This window comes from Tenacibaculum amylolyticum (assembly GCF_964511145.1).
Classification (GTDB): Bacteria; Bacteroidota; Bacteroidia; order Flavobacteriales; family Flavobacteriaceae; genus Polaribacter; species Polaribacter amylolyticum.
Genome location: NZ_CAZEFZ010000063.1, coordinates 1 through 19,797, shown reverse-complemented (window position 1 = coordinate 19,797; position 19,797 = coordinate 1). Strand labels below are relative to the sequence as shown.

Annotated in this window: 20 protein-coding genes; 7 read left to right on the top strand and 13 right to left on the bottom strand. The window is 31.4% G+C overall.

Translation table 11 applies throughout. The features are described from left to right. Positions 1-141: 141 nt before the first annotated feature. The 11 genes from moaA to pdxH form a co-directional block, all read right to left on the bottom strand. A complete protein-coding gene (gene moaA, locus ACKTTC_RS13280; RefSeq protein ID WP_408040322.1) occupies positions 142-1,146 on the bottom strand; it encodes a GTP 3',8-cyclase MoaA in 1,005 nt (334 codons plus the stop codon). Further along, entirely contained in the window at positions 1,143-2,051 is a 909-nt protein-coding gene (gene moaCB, locus ACKTTC_RS13275) for a bifunctional molybdenum cofactor biosynthesis protein MoaC/MoaB (protein ID WP_408040321.1), read from the bottom strand. Before moaCB ends, moaA begins: the two co-directional genes overlap by 4 nt. Then, complete coding sequence (locus ACKTTC_RS13270; protein ID WP_408040320.1) at positions 2,051-2,485, bottom strand: molybdenum cofactor biosynthesis protein MoaE; 435 nt, start codon at positions 2,483-2,485, stop codon at positions 2,051-2,053. The genes moaCB and ACKTTC_RS13270 overlap by 1 nt, the downstream gene beginning before the upstream one ends. A 168-nt stretch (positions 2,486-2,653) precedes the next feature. Further along, positions 2,654-2,887: a MoaD/ThiS family protein gene (locus ACKTTC_RS13265; RefSeq protein ID WP_408040319.1), complete on the bottom strand. Its 234-nt coding sequence runs from the start codon at positions 2,885-2,887 to the stop codon at positions 2,654-2,656. 3 nt (positions 2,888-2,890) lie between these two features. Continuing rightward, on the bottom strand, positions 2,891-3,637 hold the full coding sequence (locus tag ACKTTC_RS13260) for a sulfite exporter TauE/SafE family protein (RefSeq protein WP_408040318.1): 747 nt from the start codon (positions 3,635-3,637) through the stop codon (positions 2,891-2,893). A 1-nt stretch (position 3,638) separates the two neighbouring features. After that, on the bottom strand, positions 3,639-4,811 hold the full coding sequence (locus ACKTTC_RS13255; RefSeq protein WP_408040317.1) for a molybdopterin molybdotransferase MoeA: 1,173 nt from the start codon (positions 4,809-4,811) through the stop codon (positions 3,639-3,641). Continuing rightward, entirely contained in the window at positions 4,808-5,383 is a 576-nt protein-coding gene (locus tag ACKTTC_RS13250; RefSeq protein ID WP_408040316.1) for a nucleotidyltransferase family protein, read from the bottom strand. The genes ACKTTC_RS13255 and ACKTTC_RS13250 overlap by 4 nt, the downstream gene beginning before the upstream one ends. A 9-nt stretch (positions 5,384-5,392) precedes the next feature. Continuing rightward, the gene (locus ACKTTC_RS13245) at positions 5,393-6,412 is read right to left on the bottom strand and encodes an XdhC family protein (RefSeq protein ID WP_408040315.1); all 1,020 of its coding nucleotides are present in this window, start codon (positions 6,410-6,412) and stop codon (positions 5,393-5,395) included. Between the two features lie 165 nt (positions 6,413-6,577). Continuing rightward, positions 6,578-7,471 (bottom strand): Ppx/GppA phosphatase family protein, encoded by an 894-nt coding sequence (locus tag ACKTTC_RS13240; RefSeq protein ID WP_408040314.1) that lies wholly within the window; start codon positions 7,469-7,471, stop codon positions 6,578-6,580. A gap of 14 nt (positions 7,472-7,485) precedes the next feature. Then, entirely contained in the window at positions 7,486-7,974 is a 489-nt protein-coding gene (locus tag ACKTTC_RS13235) for a SixA phosphatase family protein (RefSeq protein ID WP_408040313.1), read from the bottom strand. 31 nt (positions 7,975-8,005) lie between these two features. Beyond that, positions 8,006-8,653, bottom strand: coding sequence for a pyridoxamine 5'-phosphate oxidase (pdxH, locus tag ACKTTC_RS13230; RefSeq protein ID WP_408040312.1), 648 nt, complete (start codon positions 8,651-8,653; stop codon positions 8,006-8,008). Between the two features lie 72 nt (positions 8,654-8,725). Between pdxH and ACKTTC_RS13225 the strand changes: the two genes are divergently transcribed. The 4 genes from ACKTTC_RS13225 (at position 8,726) to ACKTTC_RS13210 (ending at position 13,192) form a co-directional block, all read left to right on the top strand. Next, positions 8,726-9,649 (top strand): AraC family transcriptional regulator, encoded by a 924-nt coding sequence (locus ACKTTC_RS13225; RefSeq protein WP_408040311.1) that lies wholly within the window; start codon positions 8,726-8,728, stop codon positions 9,647-9,649. Between the two features lie 93 nt (positions 9,650-9,742). Continuing rightward, positions 9,743-11,902 (top strand): TonB-dependent receptor, encoded by a 2,160-nt coding sequence (locus tag ACKTTC_RS13220; RefSeq protein ID WP_408040310.1) that lies wholly within the window; start codon positions 9,743-9,745, stop codon positions 11,900-11,902. A 214-nt stretch (positions 11,903-12,116) separates the two neighbouring features. After that, positions 12,117-12,539 (top strand): DUF2141 domain-containing protein, encoded by a 423-nt coding sequence (locus tag ACKTTC_RS13215; protein ID WP_408040309.1) that lies wholly within the window; start codon positions 12,117-12,119, stop codon positions 12,537-12,539. Positions 12,540-12,568: 29 nt separating this feature from the next. Next, complete coding sequence (locus tag ACKTTC_RS13210; protein ID WP_408040308.1) at positions 12,569-13,192, top strand: tetratricopeptide repeat protein; 624 nt, start codon at positions 12,569-12,571, stop codon at positions 13,190-13,192. A 72-nt stretch (positions 13,193-13,264) separates the two neighbouring features. On the opposite strand, the gene ACKTTC_RS13205 is transcribed toward ACKTTC_RS13210, so the two are convergent. Beyond that, the gene (locus ACKTTC_RS13205; protein WP_408040307.1) at positions 13,265-14,695 is read right to left on the bottom strand and encodes a DUF389 domain-containing protein; all 1,431 of its coding nucleotides are present in this window, start codon (positions 14,693-14,695) and stop codon (positions 13,265-13,267) included. A 204-nt stretch (positions 14,696-14,899) separates the two neighbouring features. Between ACKTTC_RS13205 and ACKTTC_RS13200 the strand changes: the two genes are divergently transcribed. From ACKTTC_RS13200 to ACKTTC_RS13190, 3 genes are all read left to right on the top strand, one after another. Beyond that, positions 14,900-15,301, top strand: a complete 402-nt coding sequence (locus ACKTTC_RS13200; protein WP_408040306.1) for a response regulator — start codon at positions 14,900-14,902, stop codon at positions 15,299-15,301. 120 nt (positions 15,302-15,421) lie between these two features. Beyond that, positions 15,422-15,961 (top strand): heme NO-binding domain-containing protein, encoded by a 540-nt coding sequence (locus ACKTTC_RS13195; RefSeq protein WP_408040305.1) that lies wholly within the window; start codon positions 15,422-15,424, stop codon positions 15,959-15,961. Further along, a complete protein-coding gene (locus ACKTTC_RS13190; protein ID WP_408040304.1) occupies positions 15,958-17,160 on the top strand; it encodes a sensor histidine kinase in 1,203 nt (400 codons plus the stop codon). The genes ACKTTC_RS13195 and ACKTTC_RS13190 overlap by 4 nt, the downstream gene beginning before the upstream one ends. Before the next feature lie 18 nt (positions 17,161-17,178). On the opposite strand, the gene ACKTTC_RS13185 is transcribed toward ACKTTC_RS13190, so the two are convergent. Further along, entirely contained in the window at positions 17,179-19,581 is a 2,403-nt protein-coding gene (locus ACKTTC_RS13185; protein ID WP_408040303.1) for a TonB-dependent receptor, read from the bottom strand. Positions 19,582-19,797 lie beyond the last annotated feature (216 nt).

Genomic DNA, 19,797 nt, shown 5'->3' with positions numbered 1-19,797 from the left:
AAAACATAACATTTTAACTTACAATGAGTAAATCAAAAATAACTTTTTTTTGTTTACAATGCTTTTTTTTGCAAAAAAAATGAAGTTTGTATATTAAAAATCTACACACAAAATAACACTCCAACAACTAACTACATAAAACTATCCGCCAATCGTGATCATACTTCTATTATTATGATTCGAGGTATTTTCAAAGTCTTTTATGTCTGTCATTCCAGCACGTACAGCTTTCTTTTTTAGTAATGTCGCTTGTATAATGGGTTCTATAGGAATTCCAGCTCTGTACGTAGTAAGTAGATCTGTTTCTGAAGTAGAAAACAAACAGTTTTTTAGTTTTCCATTCGCAGTAAGCCGAATACGATTGCAAACATCACAAAACGGATTGGTTACTGAAGAAATGATTCCGAAACTTCCTTCATAAGATTGTATTTTAAAGTTACGAGCAGTAAAATTATCTTCATTGGGTAAAGAAATTAAGGCATCGGATGAATAATAGGTTGCTACTTGACGTAACAATTCTTGATAACTAACTAGTTTTGATTTATCCCACTGATTCCCATCAAATGGCATGAATTCTATAAACCGAACAGCAATCTTTTTGTCTTTTGTAAACTCTATAAAATCAATAATTTCAGTGTCGTTAAAATCTTTTAAGAGTACCACATTCAGTTTTACATTAAAACCTTCATTCAATAATAAATTCATATTATCAAAAGCTTTTGCAAACTGATCGCGCTTAGTAATAGTATTGAATTTTTCTGGGTGTAATGTATCTAAACTTACATTAATCGTTTTCAATGCAGATTTCTTCAACACTTCTATGTATCTATCCACCAAAATAGCATTGGTAGTCATAGACAATGCTACAGGTAACTTTGATAACTCCGTAATAATTTCAGGGAAATCTTTTCGTAATAATGGTTCTCCTCCAGTTAATCGGATTTTAGTAACACCATGTTTTACAAATAATGAAGTAATATCTATTACTTCTTCCGTAGTCATTAACTGACTTTTAGGAGACAACAATACACCACTTTCTGGCATGCAATATGTACAACGCAAATTACATTTTTCTATTAACGAAATACGTAAATAGTTGTGTTGCCTGCCAAAAGTATCGGTTAATATGTTGTCTTTTTTTGTCATGATTGACGTACTCCTTTTAATACAGTATACCCATGAAATAAATGCGGCAATATTGCATCTAAACTTTCTACTACACCTTTACTAGAACCTGGTAAACATACAATTAAACGGTTTCCTATAGTTCCTACAACGCTTCTCGATAACATTGCAAAAGGCGTACGTTCTTGTCCATATCTTCTTATGGTTTCTTCAACTCCTATTAATCGTTTGTCTATTAACGGTAATACAGCTTCTGGTGTATTATCTCTTGGCGATATTCCTGTTCCGCCAGTTATTACGATTAAATTACATGTTTCTTTTAAATCTAACACCTGTGATCTAATCATCTCAATATCATCTGGAATAATCGTCACTTCTTTTGTTTGTAAACCGAACCCATCTAATTTTTCTTTAATTAGCTTTCCAGATTTATCTTCACCTATTCCTTTTGAAATGGTATCTGAACATACAATAATTCCTCCAACTAATTCTGCAACATTTTTAACAGGAAATGAAGATTTCCCTCCTTTTTTCTGTAATAGTTTTATGGTCTGAATTTCCACGCCCTTATCAATAGGTTTTAGCATATCGTACATATTTAATGCTACAATACTAGCACCATGCATTGCTTCTACCTCTACTCCTGTTTTATAAATGGTTTTTACCGTTACTTTTATTAATACCGTTAAGTCTTCTATTTCATACGTTACTCCAGTAAATTCGATAGGCATAGGATGGCAATCTGGTAATAACTCAGGCGTCTTTTTTACACCTAATAAACCCGCTGCTTTGCTCATGGCAAATACATTTCCTTTTGGAACAGTATCATTCTGAATTGCGTCTATCGTAGCTTGCGAGCTTACTTTTACAATAGCTTGTGCTGTAGCAATACGTAGTGTATTCGATTTGTGTGTAATATCAACCATTATTTATTTGTTTTCCATTGAAAGGATTCATCTTCAAAAATTTCTTTTCCGAAAATAGGTACTTCAGATTTTACTCGATTTACAATATATTCTGTAGCTTCATATACATACGGTCTATGCGGTGCTGATACAAAAACAAAAAAGCATACTTCTCCAACTTGTACGTTTCCTAAACTGTGATAAATATGCATACATGTTAAATCATACTTTTCAAAAGTTTCTTCTCTGATTGTATGTAATTTTTGCTCCGCCATTTCTTGATAACACGAGAATTCTATGGATTTTACCGTTTTATCGTCTACAACGTCTTTACGTACTTGACCTAGAAAGATATTATGTGCTCCTATTTGAGTTTTCACCTGATGCTTTGCTATAGCATTAGCTATAAATTCAGAACTTATTTGCCCTTCTATAAATACTGTTTTTTTCTTCATTTTTTGGTTGTTCATACTATCATTAGAACTTTGTTCGTAATTACTATTGCAACATAAAAGAATTAATCTATTCATTTTCTCTAAGAGTTCCTCAGAGATCACTTATATTATTTTGTCATTCTAAATGAAACAAAGTTTCTTTCTTCTTTTTCTCTATCCAAATAGAGATTATCCACCAGCAAACGCTGATAAAATAGCTACTTCATCTGTTTCTTTTAAAAGAATCTCTTTTTGTACATCAACTAAATTATGGTTAACGGCAATTTGCATATCACTCATATCTAACTGATACTTTTCTGTTAAATACGTAACTAATGCAGTTATTGTGTTTTCTGGCAAACTCACTTCTTCTGAAGTTGCATTTGCTATGGCTGCTATTTTTCCGAAATAAATAATATTCATTGGTTATACTAAAAATAATTTTACTGCCGCTATAGTTAATACTCCTGCCAAGACATATTTCAATGTTTTCATATCAAACTTCTTACTTCCATACATGGCTCCTAAACTTCCTCCTACTAAAGCAACAGGTATAAAATAAATTACTTCACTAGGAATATCTCCTTTGTGAATTAAAAAACCTATGAGTCCTGCTATAGAATTTACAAAGATAAACAATGCTGAAACGGCTGCAGCTTGCTTCATATTTCCCCATGCTAATAATACAATTACTGGACTTAAAATAATACCTCCTCCAATACCAATTATTCCTGAAAATAATCCTATTCCAGCTCCAATTACTAAAGATGGTAGCATTTTATTTTCTTTAATGATTGTGTTTTCTTTTCCAAATACATTCAACATTTTGAGAATTGCAAAAATTAAGAATACCCCTAAAATTTGCTTGTATAGTGTTGCATTTACAGAAACATAACCTCCAATAAATGCTGCTGGAATTGATGTAATTGCAAATGGATAAAATAGTTTCCATTTAAAATGTTGATGCTTCCTAAAAAACCAAAAGGACACTCCAGAAACAAAAATATTTAACACTAATGCAATCGGTTTCATATAGAGTACTGGAAAAGAAAATAAAGCCATTAGTGCTAAATAACCACTAGCCCCACCGTGTCCGACACTTGCATACAAAAAAGCTACTACTAAAAGAATAAGTATGAACGGAAGCATCGTTTCTATTTGAAAGATTTCCATCTCAGCTTAATTTTACACAAGTTATTTCAGTTCCTTTTTCAATAGTATTTACCTCTTCAGGAACTACTAATAATGCATTACTTACTGCAAATGATTTTAGCATAGAGGATGCTTGCCCTCTTAATTGCGTAGCTTCACCTTCAATCACTGATCCTTTTAAAAACAATGTTTTACCATGTATATTTTTAATACTATCTGACGCTTTCGCTTGAATTCTAGGTAAATGATAATTTGTATGTCCTAGTTTTGCTTTTAATATGGGTAATACATATACATAAAAACAACTCAAACTTGAAGCTGGATTCCCCGGTAAAGCAAATACGATTTGCTGGTCTTTATGCCCAAACCATAGCGGTTTTCCTGGTTTTTGATTCACTTTATAAAAAACTTCTGAAACTCCATTTGCTTCTAAACTCTCTTTTACAAAATCGTAATCTCCAACAGAAATTCCTCCTGAAATCAACACAATATCAGACTTTTTTAGATGTTTCTGAACAGCTTTTTTAGTAGCTTTCAAAGTATCTTCTACTTTATCTATCGTTACCTTTTTTATTCCTAACTGACGTAATGCCAATTCTAATGTAATAGAATTACTATCGTACACTTGTCCTTCTTCTAAGGGTTCTCCTACTTGTTTTAATTCATTTCCTGTAACCAAAATGCTTACACTAGGTTTCTTGTACACCAAGACTTCCGTAATACCTAACCCTGCTAAAAAACCAATAGCTGCTTCATTTAATAAAATTCCCTTTTTTAAGGCAATAGCACCTATTTCTATCTGTTCTCCTAAAGGTCTTACATTCGAATACATTTTAGGTAACTTTTCTATAGTAAGCTCTTTTCCATCTGTACTTGTATGCTCTTGTATGACTACTGTATCTGCATCATTTGGTACTCTTGCTCCTGTAAAAATCCGAACTGCTTCACCTTCTTTTAGTTGAAAGTTTGTAGCACTTCCTGCTTGAACTTCTCCTACGATTGTATATACAGATGTATCGCTATAACGAAATGCATAGCCATCCATAGAAGACTGTTTAAAAGGCGGCATGTTAATAGGTGAAATTACGTCTTCAGCTAGAATCCTGTTACGTACTTTTTGAATTGATTTTTGGACTGTTTTATTTGGTTTACAGTAGTTTTCTATGTGTTGAATCGCTTCAGAAACTGAAATCATGAGTTGGTTAGTTTTTCGTAATCTTCAGGAGTATCAATATCCAATAATTTTTCTGAATTTGTGATTGTTTTGATAAAATTTAACTCAGAATTTAACAATTCTTTTGCTCCTTTATCGCCTTGTAGTTTTAGTAATCTTGAATAGAAAGATTTAGGAAAAATAGCAGGTACACCATTTTTATTAGGATATTTAGAAGTAACAATACAGTCTTGATTTTGTTTATACAGAGCCACTAAATCTTGAAAATAAGAACTGTCTATCTTAGGTTGATCTGCTAGACAAATTAATATAGCATCGTAATTAGAGAGCCTTTTTACTCCACAAACGATACTCGTACTCAATCCATTTTTATAATCTGGGTTTTCTATACAAGTTACATTATAATTTGATAACGCTTTTTTTATTTCAGTTGCATTTGCTCCTAAAACCACATGAATATCTTTGAGTAAAATTCCTTGTATATTTTCAATAACTTTCCCAAGTAAAAACGTATTTTCATAAGGAAGTAATTGTTTAATTGCTCCCATTCTAGAAGCAGTTCCAGCTGCAAGAATCAGTACACCAATCTTCATATTTACGTTTTATTCGATATGAATTTTTCCTTTTATATTTCGTAATGAAAAAGGCTCTTTATTTCTTATAACAGACAAAATTTCTGATAAAATAGATAGTGCTATTTCTTCTGGTGTAATTGCTCCAATGTTCAATCCTGCTGGACTATAGATGCTTTCCAGCATTTCATCGGTTAGATTTTCTCGATAATAAAATAAGTCGTTTTCCAATTGATCTCTTCGTTTACTAGAGCCTAAGATTCCAATATATTGCGGTTGTTGTTCTATGAGTTTTAATAAAAATTTTAAATCTTGCACATAATTATGCGTCATTAAAACGACCACTGTATCCGAATCAATTATTAATTCTGCTAGTTCTGGAGCTTGTGCTTGTACTGTTGTTGCTCCCGGAAAATCTGATATCTCTTTTGGATCTTTAATAGATGTAATTACATCTATTTCCCATCCTAATAAACTTGCCATTGCGCATAGCTTTACAGCATCGTGCTCTCCCCCAATAATTAACAGCTTTGTTCTTGGTTGTAATTCTTGTGTAAAGATCTCTAAGTTTTGGGTTGCTGGCTTTAAAAATGTATTGTTAAATACATATTCTTTGCCTCCTGAAAATGATAGTAAACTACCAAAATTCCCCTCAGCGTTGTCTTCTTTAACAAAGAATGATTTTATTGTAAAACTCGTTCGATTTTGCAATACCTCTTCAAAATCTTTCACACAATTATCTGTTATACTAAATGGTTCTATTAAGATATAAAGAATACCTTCACAACCTAAACGATACCTACCGTCGTACGTAATTACTTTTGCTTTTCCTTCTTTAAAAACAGACTGAGCTCTTGACTTTACTTCTTTTTCTACACAACCACCACTAACTGCGCCTATCATTTCTCCACTTTCTGAAATCAACATTCGTACGCCTGGCTTTCTGTAAGAAGATCCTTCTAAATACACGACTGTTGCCAAAACATTTTGAATTCCATTTTGCTGATTAACAATCGCTTTTTTTACAATGTCTACAAACTCATGTGTCATGATGTTAAATTACGTATAAAAAACATAAGAATGGTTAAAAACGTTTTTCTTTAAGATTTTTTTAAGTAGTCCCTCATAAAGTTCATTTAGACAATACAACATAAAAAAAGCCTGTTTAAAAATTAATTTTTAAACAGGCTTCGTTCAGTATTTTTATTATTCAGTTTAAAGAATATCGAAATATAAACTCTTTATAATTCCATCTGAAAGTCCAATCTTAGGCACATAAATTCTTCGTGCTTTACTCCATTTCATTGCTGATAAATAGATTTTTGTAGCTGGTACAATAACATCAGATCTATCTGGATTTAAACTTAATTCTGAAATACGCTCTTCATAACTCATCTTTTTCAAGAATTCATATTGTGCGTTTAAATAGATATAAGATATTGGTCTTCCTGCATCCATTCCCGACATTTTAAATATCTTATTAATGTTTCCTCCAGAACCAATTAATGATATTCTTTTGTATTCTTTGGTGTGTTTTACAATCCAGTTTTCAACTTTAGCAAATAGCTTTTTATTTTTCTCTTTAGGATTGTTAATTAATCTAACTGTACCAATTTTAAAAGACTTTGACTTGATTATCTCTCCTCTTGAGAAAATAGTAAATTCTGTACTACCTCCACCCACATCAACATACAAATAGGTTTCGTCTGAATTGATTAAATGTTTTAAATCTGTAGAAGAAATGATTTGTGCCTCTTTGGCTCCATCTATAATATCTATTTCAATTCCTGATTCATTCAAAACTTTTTCAGCTACCATTGCTCCATTACTCGCTTCTCGCATTGCTGAAGTTGCACATGCTTTATATCTTTCTACACCATGTACTTTCATTAATAGTTTAAAAGCTTTCATGGCATCTACCATTCTATGAATATTATTTTCTGAAATTTCTCCAGAAACAAATGAATCTGCACCTAAACGAATAGGCACTCTTACTAATGAGGATTTTTTAAATTTTGGTGCTTTATCTTTCTCTTCTATTACATTCGCTACTAATAACCTAATGGCATTAGAACCTATATCAATAGCACCATATTTTTTTATTTTCAAAAGAATATTGATTTTTATTTATGATGTTTTGGAAACTCTACTAAAATAGTAGTTCCTTTCTTAATATCTTTCCAATGTTTCTCTTTAAACTGTATTCCTATAACTCCGCATGTTGACACATGTGCAATAGGTTTACTTCCAAACTTATTTACAAAAGTATTAATTCCATGATCGTGACTAAAGATAATTGCACTATCGAAATTATCATCTAACGCTTTTGCCGTTTTCACTAAATATCCGTCGCTAAAGCTATACAACTGCTTACTTATTTTTAAGTTAGACATTGGATACCCAAAGTTTTCGCAAAAAATAATTCCTGTTTGCAAAGCCCTATTAGCACTACTAGAAATAAATACATCAGGTCTTTGAATTGTCTTTGCGAGATATTTAGAAATAAGATGAGCGTCGTTAATACCTCTTTCTTTAAGAGGCCTATCATGATCTTTTACACTCGTATACTTCCAAGAAGATTTAGCATGACGGACTATGTAAATTGTTTTCATTCAATACAAAAAAGAATTCTCAAATATAGCATTACGGAGCTAAACGTTCAAGTTTCCATGCAAAATCTTTTTGCAATGCATATCGAATTCTATCATGCATTCTATTAGGTCTACCTTGCCAAAACTCAATACTAACAGGTTTTACAATATAACCTCCCCAATGTTTTGGCCTTGGAATTTCTTTTCCTTTAAATTCCTCTTCTAACTTTGAAAGATTTGCTATTAACTCTTCTTTATTAGCTACTACACTACTCTGATTTGAAGCCCAGGCTCCTAATTTACTCCCATCTGGTCTAGATTCAAAGTAACCATCTGATAAATTTTCTGCAATCTTCTCTGCTTGCCCTTTTATAATAATTTGTCGCTCTAAACCAGCCCAAAAAAAAGATAAACACACATGATTGTTTGCTGCAATAGCTTGCCCTTTTTCTGAGTTATAGTTTGTATAAAAAATAAAACCTTCGTGAGTATATTTTTTTAGGAGTACCATTCTATTTTTTGGAAAACCATCTGCTCCAATAGTAGCTACATTCATTGCATTAGCTTCCAATACCATTTCAGATTCATTGGCATCTATAAACCAATCACGAAATAATTCTATTGGGTTTTCTGGACAACTTCCTTCCAACAGTTCATATTTTTCGTAAGACTCTCTATAATCACTTAAATCTTGAGACATTTACTTCAATTTTAGTACTGTAAAAATACGATATTAATGCTAGTTCTATTTAATTCTTATACATTTGTTAGTATGGAAAAAAATGAGAAAAACACAGCTGTTTTCATTAGAATTAATAAAGCAATACAGTATATTGAGTCTGAATTAGCTACTGATCTTAGTCTAGAAGATGTTGCTAATGAAGCTTATTTTTCTCCATTTCATTTCCATAGAGTATTTAAAGCCATTACCAAAGAAACGCTACACAATTATATTACCAGAAAACGAATTGAAAAAGCTGCCAGTTTATTAATACATCAATCAGAAAAAACAGTTACAGAAATTACAGAGTTAGTTGGTTTTAATAGTATTGCTGCTTTTTCTAGGGCTTTTAAAAAGTTTTATGGCTTAAGTCCTAAAGAGTTTAGAGAAAAAACTCCAAGTAAATTTAGCAAGATTTGTAAAACGGAAAGCAAGAATGGTGAAATAAGCACACAATTACAACAATACATTTGTAACATACAAAACCACTTAAATTTTATACGTATGAAAGCAAAAAGTATTGGTGTAAATCACATAGAAGCGATTAAAGTAGCTTACATTCCTCATATAGGGCTTGATAAAAGCTTAGGAAACACATTTGAAAAACTCTTAAAATGGGCTTACCCTAAAGGTTTAATGAATGGTAACAACAAAGTTCTTACAATTTACCATGACAGTCCTAAAATTACTGCTCAAGATAAATTACGAATGAGTGCTTGTGTGAGTCTAGAAAATGCAGAAGTTGATACTTCTGACATTAACACTAGAATAATTCCTGCTGGAAAATACATTACTGCTCATTTTGAAATTTCGATAGAGGAATTTCAACAAGCATGGGAAGGTGTTTTTGTTTGGATTTTTGACAAAGGTTTTAAAGTTAGAAGCGACATTGATCCTTTTGAAGTATACCTGAACAACTTTAACGAACATCCTGAGAAAATATGTTTTGTTGATTTATACGTTCCTATTCAATAAAACAATTCATCTTACTTTTTTTACAACTCGGTTCTTTTTTTTATGAAAGAAAGGACATCTACTACACTTTTGTTGCATAAAACAACAAACCACATGAAACCAATTTTAAAACTTTTTATATTCTTTATTCCTGTTTTTTCCTTTTCACAAACAACTGTTTCTGGTAAAATTACAGATACATCGGGCACTCCAATAGAAGGCGCAAATGTGTATTTAGAAGGAACGTATGACGGAACATCTTCTGACAGCTTTGGAAACTTTAGTTTTACTACTTCAGAAACCAACATGCAAACCTTAATTGTTTCATTTGTTTCATTCGAAACTTTCACTAAAATTGGTAATGTTTCTCAAATGAGCAATTTAACCATTAAGCTTAGAGAAGATGTAAATACATTAGATGCCGTAGTGATTAATGCAGGTAGTTTTGAAGCTGGTGATAAAGCAAGAGCTGTAGCTTTAAAACCTTTAGATGTTGTAACTACTGCTAGTGCTTTAGGTGATGTTATTGGTGCTTTTCAAACTTTACCTGGAACTTCTGCAAACGACGAAGATGGTCGTTTATTTGTAAGAGGTGGTGATGCTGAAGAAACACAGATTTTTATTGATGGGATTCGCGTATTTGCTCCTTTTGTTCCTACAGCTAATAATATTCCTACTCGTGGACGATTCTCTCCTTTTTTATTCAAAGGAATGACATTTTCTACCGGAGGTTATTCTGCAGAATTTGGACAAGCTCTTTCTGGAGTTTTAGCTTTAAATACTATAGATGAACCAGCTCAAGAAAAAACAGATATTCAATTCATGACTGTTGGTTTAGGTGTTGGAAATACTCAGATTTGGGGTAAAAACTCTTTCAGTATTAATACTTCTTATATCAATTTAGCTCCCTATCAGTGGGCATTTCCAGATAGAAATCAATGGAACGAACCTTATGAAGGAGCAAGTGGTGAAATGGTATACAGACACAAACCAAATGAAGATGGATTATTAAAGTTATATGGAGCCTTTAGTTATAGTAATTTTGATTTGATTCAAGAGAATATAAATTTTGATGATGGATTTCGTTTCGGATTAAGTAATAGAAACTTATATTTCAACGGTTCTTATAAACAACGTTTAGGAAGTGGATGGAAAGTTTCTGGGGGAATGAGTTTTACACACGACAATTCTGAAATAAATTTACAGGATGACTTTGTTAACGACACTGAAAATTCTGCTCATTTTAAAGTCGTTGCTAAAAAACGTTTTTCAAGCAGGTTTAAGCTAAATTTTGGTACAGAATATTTCATCACTAAATTCAATGAAGATTTTGATCAAAGTATAAGTTCGAGTAGGTTTAATTATAATTTCAATAATAATATTTTTGGAGTTTTTACCGAAGCAGATATTTTCTTCTCTAAAAAATTAGCTACTAAAGTAGGACTTAGACTAGAAAATAATGAGTTTTCAAATCAGCTGACAATCTCGCCAAGAACTTCTATTGCTTATAAATCGGGAAATAACACACAATTTTCTCTTGCTTATGGGCAGTTTTACCAAAATCCTAAAAATGAATATTTAAAGTTTGCAGACAATCTGACTTCAGAAAAAGCAACTCATTATATAGCGAATTATCAATATGTAAAAGACAGACAAATATTTAGAGTAGAAGGTTATTATAAAACATATGACAACCTTGTAAAATTTAATGGCGATTTTGCTTCTCCTTTTGCTAATTTTTCAAATGCAGGTAATGGTTTTGCAAAAGGTGTAGATGTATTTTGGAGAGATGGAAAAAACATAAAAAATCTAGATTATTGGGTATCATACTCTTTCTTAGATACGGAACGAGATTATAGGAATTATCCTACTAAAGCTAGACCTAATTTTGCTTCTCAACATAACTTATCCGTTGTAGGAAAATATTGGGTAAACGATTGGCAAACACAAGTAGGTTTTTCATATAGGTTTGCTACAGGAAGAACTTATACCAATCCTAATATTCCAGGATTCTTGAATGCAGAAACCAAAAACTATAATTCAGTAAGTTTAAATGCTGCTTATTTAATCAGCCAACAAAAGATCTTGTATTTCTCCGTTAACAATGTATTAGGAACAGAAAATGTTTTTGGCTACGATTATAGCAATCAAGCTAATGCTAATGGCGTTTTTGAAAGACAAGCTAGGCGTCCAAATGCAGATCAGTTCTTCTTCATTGGCTTTTTCTGGTCTATTAGCGATGATAATAAAAGTAATCAGCTGGATAATTTGTAAAGTGAGAAGTGAATAATAATTCAAAAAAACGCTTTCAAAAAATAAATTACAAATAACTGATAACTGATAACTGATAACTGATAACTGATAACTGATAACTGATAACTGATAATAAAAAATACAATTCAGTAATTAAATTCTACGTTTCGGTAAGAAATTTGAGGATAAACATAAAAAACAATAGATATTTGAAACAAATAAAAACTTTATAACTATGCAACGAATCTTTTTACTTCTTGGTCTATTTCTTCTAGGTGCGCTTTCTAATATAAATGCACAAGAGAATCATACTATTACAATTGATTTTACAGGTATCGAGTCTGATAAAGGAAATATATACGTCGCACTTTATGACAATAAGGATAGCTTTTTAAAAAAGCCTGCAAAAGGGGATATCGTAAAAATAACTGATAAAAAAGCAACCGCTGTATTTAAAAATATTCCAAATGGTGTGTATGCAATCTCTGCTTTCCACGATGAGAATAACAATAAGAAAATGGATACTAAAATATTTGGAATTCCAAAAGAACCAATAGGTATGTCGAATGACGCAAAAGGATTTATGGGGCCTCCTAAATATAAAGATGCAAAATTCACCGTAAATGGCGATGTTACCCTAACTATAGAAATGAACTAACCTAATATCATCGAACAAATATTAATATCATGAAAAAAATTATTACGCTTTTACTTGTAGCTATTACAACTACAATAGCAGCACAATCGAAATATGACAAAGGAATGCAAAAAGCATTTGATTTATGGAGCCAGAATAAAACTACTGAAGCCGCACAGCTATTTGAAAGAATTTCAAAAGCAGCACCAGACCAATGGTTACCTCCTTACTATGTTGCTACTATAGAAATTTTAGGAAGCTTTGGCTTAAAAGATGAGGCTACATTGAACAGCAAATTAAAAAAAGCACAAGAGTTTTTAGATGAAGCCAAAAGTATTTCACCTGACAATCCAGAAATTATTATCAATCAAGCATTATTAAACACAGCTTATATTGCATTTGATGGTCAGAAGTACGGAATGAGTTTATCTGGTAAAAACGCTATTCTATATAACAAAGCTTTACAATTAGCCCCTAACAATCCTAGAGTTATTTTAGGAAAAGCAGAATGGGATATGGGAAGTGCACGTTTCTTCAATCAACCTATAGAGCCTTATTGTAAGGATGTTGCAAAAGCGCTTGAACTTTTTAAGAAAGAGAAGTTACCTAAATTCTATCCAAAATATGGTAAAGACAGAGCTAAAGAAGTTTTAAAACAATGTAAAAAGAGTTAATATTATATACATCTTATAAACAAAAAATCTCGCTAGTTAGCGAGATTTTTTATATACTGTTTTTTAAGAAAACTACTTTTTAATAATCAAGGTGTCTAGTTTCATTTCTTTCTGTAACCATTGTTGTAATTCTTTTTCTTTTTTAGCAATGTAATCTTCTTTTAATTTTTTACTCCAAACAATACTCGCCTCAGGAACTGTATCTACTTTAATAAAGTCTTTTGTTCTTAACACTTTTGAGAAACGGATTTCTTTAATCTCATTAAAACGAATTTTAGCATCTTTAGCAATACTGCTAAATGGAATTGTATTTTTATCTTTTTGCTCTATGGTTCTATTTAAATTAGAAATAATTCCTTTTAGTCCTTCAATTTCCTTTTGTAAACCACTAATTATATTATTTTTCTGATCTAAATCTGAAAAGGCTCTTTCTAGAGATAACGAAATATCGTCTGCACTTCTAGACTCATTCGCATTAATATTAAGTGTAAAATCTTTTATCTTATCATAGTTTTTTAACTCATTACGCAAGTCTGTAACTGTAGCTGGAGTTATTTTCCCGTTAAAATATAAGTTGATTGTCTTATCCTTTACATCTATCTTTTTTCTCTGCAACCATAAGTTTTCATTTGCTTCTACTTCCTGTGCTAAAAACTGTTTATAATTTGCATTAATTATTGTTTCGTTATACACTTTTATAAACGTTAAAACTGCAGGTATCATCACTAACAAAGCAACTACAGATGCAATTCGAGCTATACGTTTTCTCTTTGCTGAGTTTACATAACGAATCATTGTAAAACCAAGTAACTTTAATACAATAAAAGTCGCTAAGGCAATGAATATTGCGTTAATCGTAAATAAGTACATTGCTCCTAGGAAATAATCTAGTTTTCCAATAGCTAAACCATACCCTGCCGTACATAATGGTGGCATTAAAGCTGTTGCAATTGCTACTCCAAAAATTACAGAAGCTATTGTACCTTTTTTTGTTCTTGCAATAATTAAAGCTAATCCACCAAAAAAAGCAATAAGTACATCTCGTATATCTGGTTTTACTCTTCCTAATAATTCTGAAGTTTCTTCACGTAACGGAAATAAAAAGAAGAATAAAAATGCCGTTAATAAACTTAGCACAATCATTGTAGCCAAGTTTATCATTGATTTTTTTAGTGTATCGATATCATTAATAGCAATGGACATTCCTATTCCTAAAATTGGTCCCATTAGTGGTGATATTAACATGGCTCCAATTACAACTGCTGTAGAATTTGCATTTAAACCTATCGAGGCCACAAAAATAGAACATATTAAAATCCAAGCAGTAGCTCCTTTAAAAGGTACATCATTCTTTATTGCTTCAATCGTTGCTTCTTGATCTGTATCATGTCTAAAATCTAATAACTCATGCATGAAAGTTTTAAAACTCTCCCACAACCCTTTGGCATCTTGTTTTACAGCTTCTTTAGACTTATCTATTTCTTCATTCTTAATTTCATCCATGTATAACTTATTTTTAGGCGGAAATATACAAAAAGATACGCTATCGTATTTACTTTACACTTTTCTACACTACATATAAAACAATAAAACATTCGTCTATAGATAACGACCGTTAATCTACACTCTCTTTCACATTAGATTGAAAAACTGATTTGTAGCTCCTTGTTTTTATATCTTTCGATTGTAATAGACTAATAATTTAAAATGAAAAGACTAAATATCTTATTTATTGATGATGATGAAGTGGAGAGAATGAAGTTTTCTCGCGTTTGCCGTAAAAGTAATTTTAAGCCTATTGTCGTTGCTGCAAAAAACGGGGAGGATGCACTTACTAAATTAGAAAATCCAATTTCAGATTTGATTTTCTTGGATTTGAACATGCCAAAAATGAATGGCCTCGAATTCTTGAAAATTTTAAAATCTCATGATACGTTAAAATATATCCCCATAGTTATACTTTCTAGCTCAGATAATCACCAAGATTTAAAAGCTTGTTACGAACTAGGAATTGCAGGATATATGATTAAACCATTACGACTAGAAGATTATACAAAAAGTATTACCACTATGTTAGAATACTGGAGTTACAACGAACTAATCAGTTAACTAACAACAACATGTATACGCTTTAATTTACTAAAATAGCTACTTTAATTTGCAAATTACTGTATTTGCATTTATATTGTTAATCGAATTATTTTAGTAACCCCCATTGAATAAGATTACATGAAAGGAATTGTATTCACTGAGTTTTTAGAACTCGTAGAAGAAAAATTTGGTTTAGAAACTGTAGAGCAAATTATTGAGCAATCTAATTTAGAATCTAAAGGTGTTTACACTGCTGTAGGCACATATAAATTTGCCGAAATGGTTTCTTTACTAACCAATTTAAGTAATCTCACAAAGATTACTCCTGAAGTATTATTAAAAACCTATGGTTTGCATTTTTTTGATGTATTAGTACAAAATTATGGATCTATAATAGCTTCTTACAAAGACCCAATGGAGTTATTATCCTCTGTAGACAAACATATTCACGTAGAAGTTCGTAAACTATATCCAGATGCTGAACTACCGCGTTTTCAAATTATAGAACAAACCGATGATAAACTAGTTTTAATTTATAATTCTTCTAGATCTTTATATGCTTTTGCTATAGGATTAATAGAGGGGAGTTTTAGATATTATGATGAAACTGCAACAGTAAATTATGAACTATTAAAAGAAGACGGTTCTTCTGTAAAATTTGAAATTATTAAAAAGTGAGTAGCCCCAAAATAGAAATATTAGAGAAAGCCTTAAAACGTGAAAGGCTTGCCAGAAAAGAAGCTGAAAAAATTCTAGAAGATAAATCGCTAGAACTCTACGAAGCAAACCAGAATCTTAGTAAGGTTGTTAATGAAAAAGAAATCCAACTCGAAAGTTTATTCAAAACTATTGTAGACCCTTATATTTTAATGGATTTATACGGCAATGTTTTAAAAATGAACAATGCTGCTACTGAGTTTTTTGGATATGATATCGAAAAAGAATCTTTTAATGTCACCACTACACTATTTGCAGATGATGTTCCGTATGCAATGGAATCCTATTATGAACTCTTAGAAAAAGGTATTTTCAGAAATTTTAGAGCTCGTGTATACGATAAAAACAAAGAGATTCGTTGGATAGAAATCAACTCAAGTATCGTGTATGATGAAACCAATACAGCTACTTTTGCTCAAGGTATTGTAAGAGATATTACAGAAAATTTAAAGGCTCAAAAGGAAAGAGAATCTTTACTTAAAAATCTTACTAAGAGTAATAAAGAATTAAACGATTTTGCACATGTGGTATCTCATGATTTAAAAGCTCCTTTACGAAGTATGAATGCTCTTGTAAATTGGCTTCAAGAAGATTGTAGAGAATTTATAGACAATGAAGATATAGATCAAAACTTTGAGTTACTCATTAAGAAAATAGATAAAATGGATCATCTTATTAATGGTATTTTAAAGTATGCCAGCATTGATAAGATTGAACATCGCAAAAAGGAAGTTGACTTACAAGAAATTGTAGAAGGTATTGTAGATACTATTCACGTTCCTAAACATGTCCAAGTATTAGTTCCAGAAAGATTACCAATTGCTAAAGGAGATAAATTTCGGTTTCATCAGTTATTCCAAAACCTTATTAGTAATGCCGTAAAGTATGCTAATAAAGAAGACGGTAAAGTCCATATTACTTATGATACTATCGACGATTATTGGGAGTTCCAAGTTAAAGATAATGGTATGGGAATTCCAGAAAAGTATCACAAAAAGGTATTCGGAATTTTTGAAACCTTAGACGAAGACCATAGTTCTACAGGAATTGGTTTATCTATTGTAAAAAAAATAACAGATATGTACGAAGGAAAAGTTTGGGTAACTTCTATAGAAGGAGAAGGAGCAACTTTTCATTTTACATTACCAATACCTAAATAAACAAAGCCTTATTTTTAATTAAAAATCTACAATTAAACCTATTCTAGGAATTGCATTTCCATCAGAATTATCTAATTGCTCTAATAAATATCTTGTATTATCTGTAGGGTCTATTAAGTTGTTTCCATTAGCATCTTGTTGTACTAATAAAATTGGACGTTGTTGTGTTACCGATGCAAATACATTTTGTACATCTACATAAAAGTTTAATGACAACGATTTTAAATACCATGTTTTATCTACACGTATATCCAACTGTGTAAAAGTATCAAAACGCTCTGTATTCAGTCTAGAAAAATCATCGATTCCTCTATTGTTCAAATCATAATTAGCAATTAATGAAGATTCATCTAAATTATAAGGTGTATACGGTCTTCCACCTACCAATCTGAATTTGGCTCCAATTTCCCAATTCCTTTTTAGTTTTTTCCCTCCTGTAAACGTTAATAAATGGCGATTATCCCAAGTAGAAGGTACAAATCTTCCGTTTGCATCTTTAAACTCACTTCTTACAAAAGTATATGCTAAAATCCCATAAATACCATCATAAGACTTTTTCTGAGCTAGTAACTCAAAACCATAAGCTCTTCCTTCATTATTTGAAATTACAGCTTCATTTCCTATAATTCCAAAATCAGCACCTAAATTGGCTAAACTAATTTGGTCTTTTATTGAAAAAGGATAGTTGTCATATTTTTTATAGAAACCTTCAAAGGTAATTTTAGAACTTGCTTCTGGTCTAAATTCCAAACCTCCAACAGTATGTTGTGAAGAAATATACTTTACATTCGGCTTATTTACCAAGATGTTATTATTATCTCTAAATCCTAATACTGTATATGCAGGTAATTGATAGTACTTTGCAATATTTGCATTTGCATACCATTTATCGCTTAACTTGTAAGACATCGATAGTCTAGGAGAAAATTGATTGAAAGGGTTTCCCATATTACTATTGTAATTATTGGCATCCATTCGCAATCCTACAGATAATTCCAATTTATTAGAGAAGATTTTTTTAGACGCTTGCCCAAATAATGCATAGCTAAACATTGAGAACTCCGAGTCAAAATCAAAAACTTGCGGTCCGTTTACATTTGCAAATCGCTGGAATGTGCTGTTCTGATATGTAGATTGCTGTAGTCCGAATCCAAAATTTACGCTTAAACCATTTTCAAAACGCATGTCATTTTCAAAACGAAACTTATTTTCTATTTCTTTTGAATTATAATCGAACAATAAGTCTGCTGGATTATTAGTATTATTAAAATACTTAATCGCTTTATTTTTCCACTCATTTCTACTTAACACATATAATTGTGTACTGTTCTCTCCATAATGCTTGTAAGATGTCCCTACGGTATAATTCCATTGAGTTTGCACCGGAACTGTACCAATAATGAATCTGTTTCTTTTGAAATCATCTTCATCTGTTACACCATCATTAATATCTAAATTCAATTCAAAATCATCTATTGCAGCCAAACCAAAAATTGCCAACTCGTCTTTGTCCGATAATTTTGATTTAACATTTAATTGAAAATCTGTATATGTAGGTAAAAAAGGCAATTTAATTAACTGAAATAAGAATTTTAAATACGAATGCCTCGCCGAAAACATTACTGATGTATTTTCTGATAAAGGGCCTTGTAGTGTAATTCCTGCATCAGAAGTTCCAACTGTACCTCTTCCTTCAAATTCTTTTTGGTTTCCTACTTTCTGTGTAAATTCTATTACAGAACTTAATGTATTTCCTCTATTCGACGGAAAAGCACTCGAATAAAAATCTACGCTTCTAATTAAATCGGTATTTATAATTCCTACTGGACCTCCAGAAGCTCCTTGTGTTTGAAAATGATTAATTACTGGAACTTCGATACCATCTACATAAAATTTATTTTCTGAAGTAGCACCTCCACGTATAATGATATCGTTACGAAACCCTGGATTTGAAGCCACTCCTGGCAATGATTGAATCACTTTTAATAAATCTCTATTTCCTCCTGGGTTTTTCTCTATTTCCTCTACTCCTAAACTCTGCAAAGAAACTGGGCTTTCTGCGGTTCTTTTAAATAATGATTTTACAACAACCTCATCTAATTGAGAAGTTGCTTCATTCAGTTCTATTAGAATATATGGCGATTTTTCTTTCGTTACTAAATAATCTGAAGTAGTCACCGTTTGATACCCAACAAAAGATGCGCTTACTTTTACATAACCTAGCGATACATTCTTAATTAAAAACTCACCACTTTCATCGGTTGTACTTCCTTTAGTAGTTCCTTCAATAAAAACATTGACAAATGGCAACGCTTCACGGGTTTGTTTATCTATTACTTTTCCTTTTACGATTCCTATTTCCTGTGCTGTAACACTTAGTAATGAAGCTAAAATGAGTAGAAGAGTGAATTTTGTATTCATAGAGTATCTTAATTTTCTGTACACAAAAATACATTTTGTTTAACAAAACAAAGATAATGATAAACATTATTTTTATTAAAACAAAAAAAACGCCCAACTCTATAAGATTGTCAAACGTTTTTCTATCCCCCTAATTAAGTTTTAATTTGAAAAAAAGTGGGGAGAGCAGGATTCGAACCTGCGAAGTCGAAAGACAACGGAGTTACAGTCCGTCCC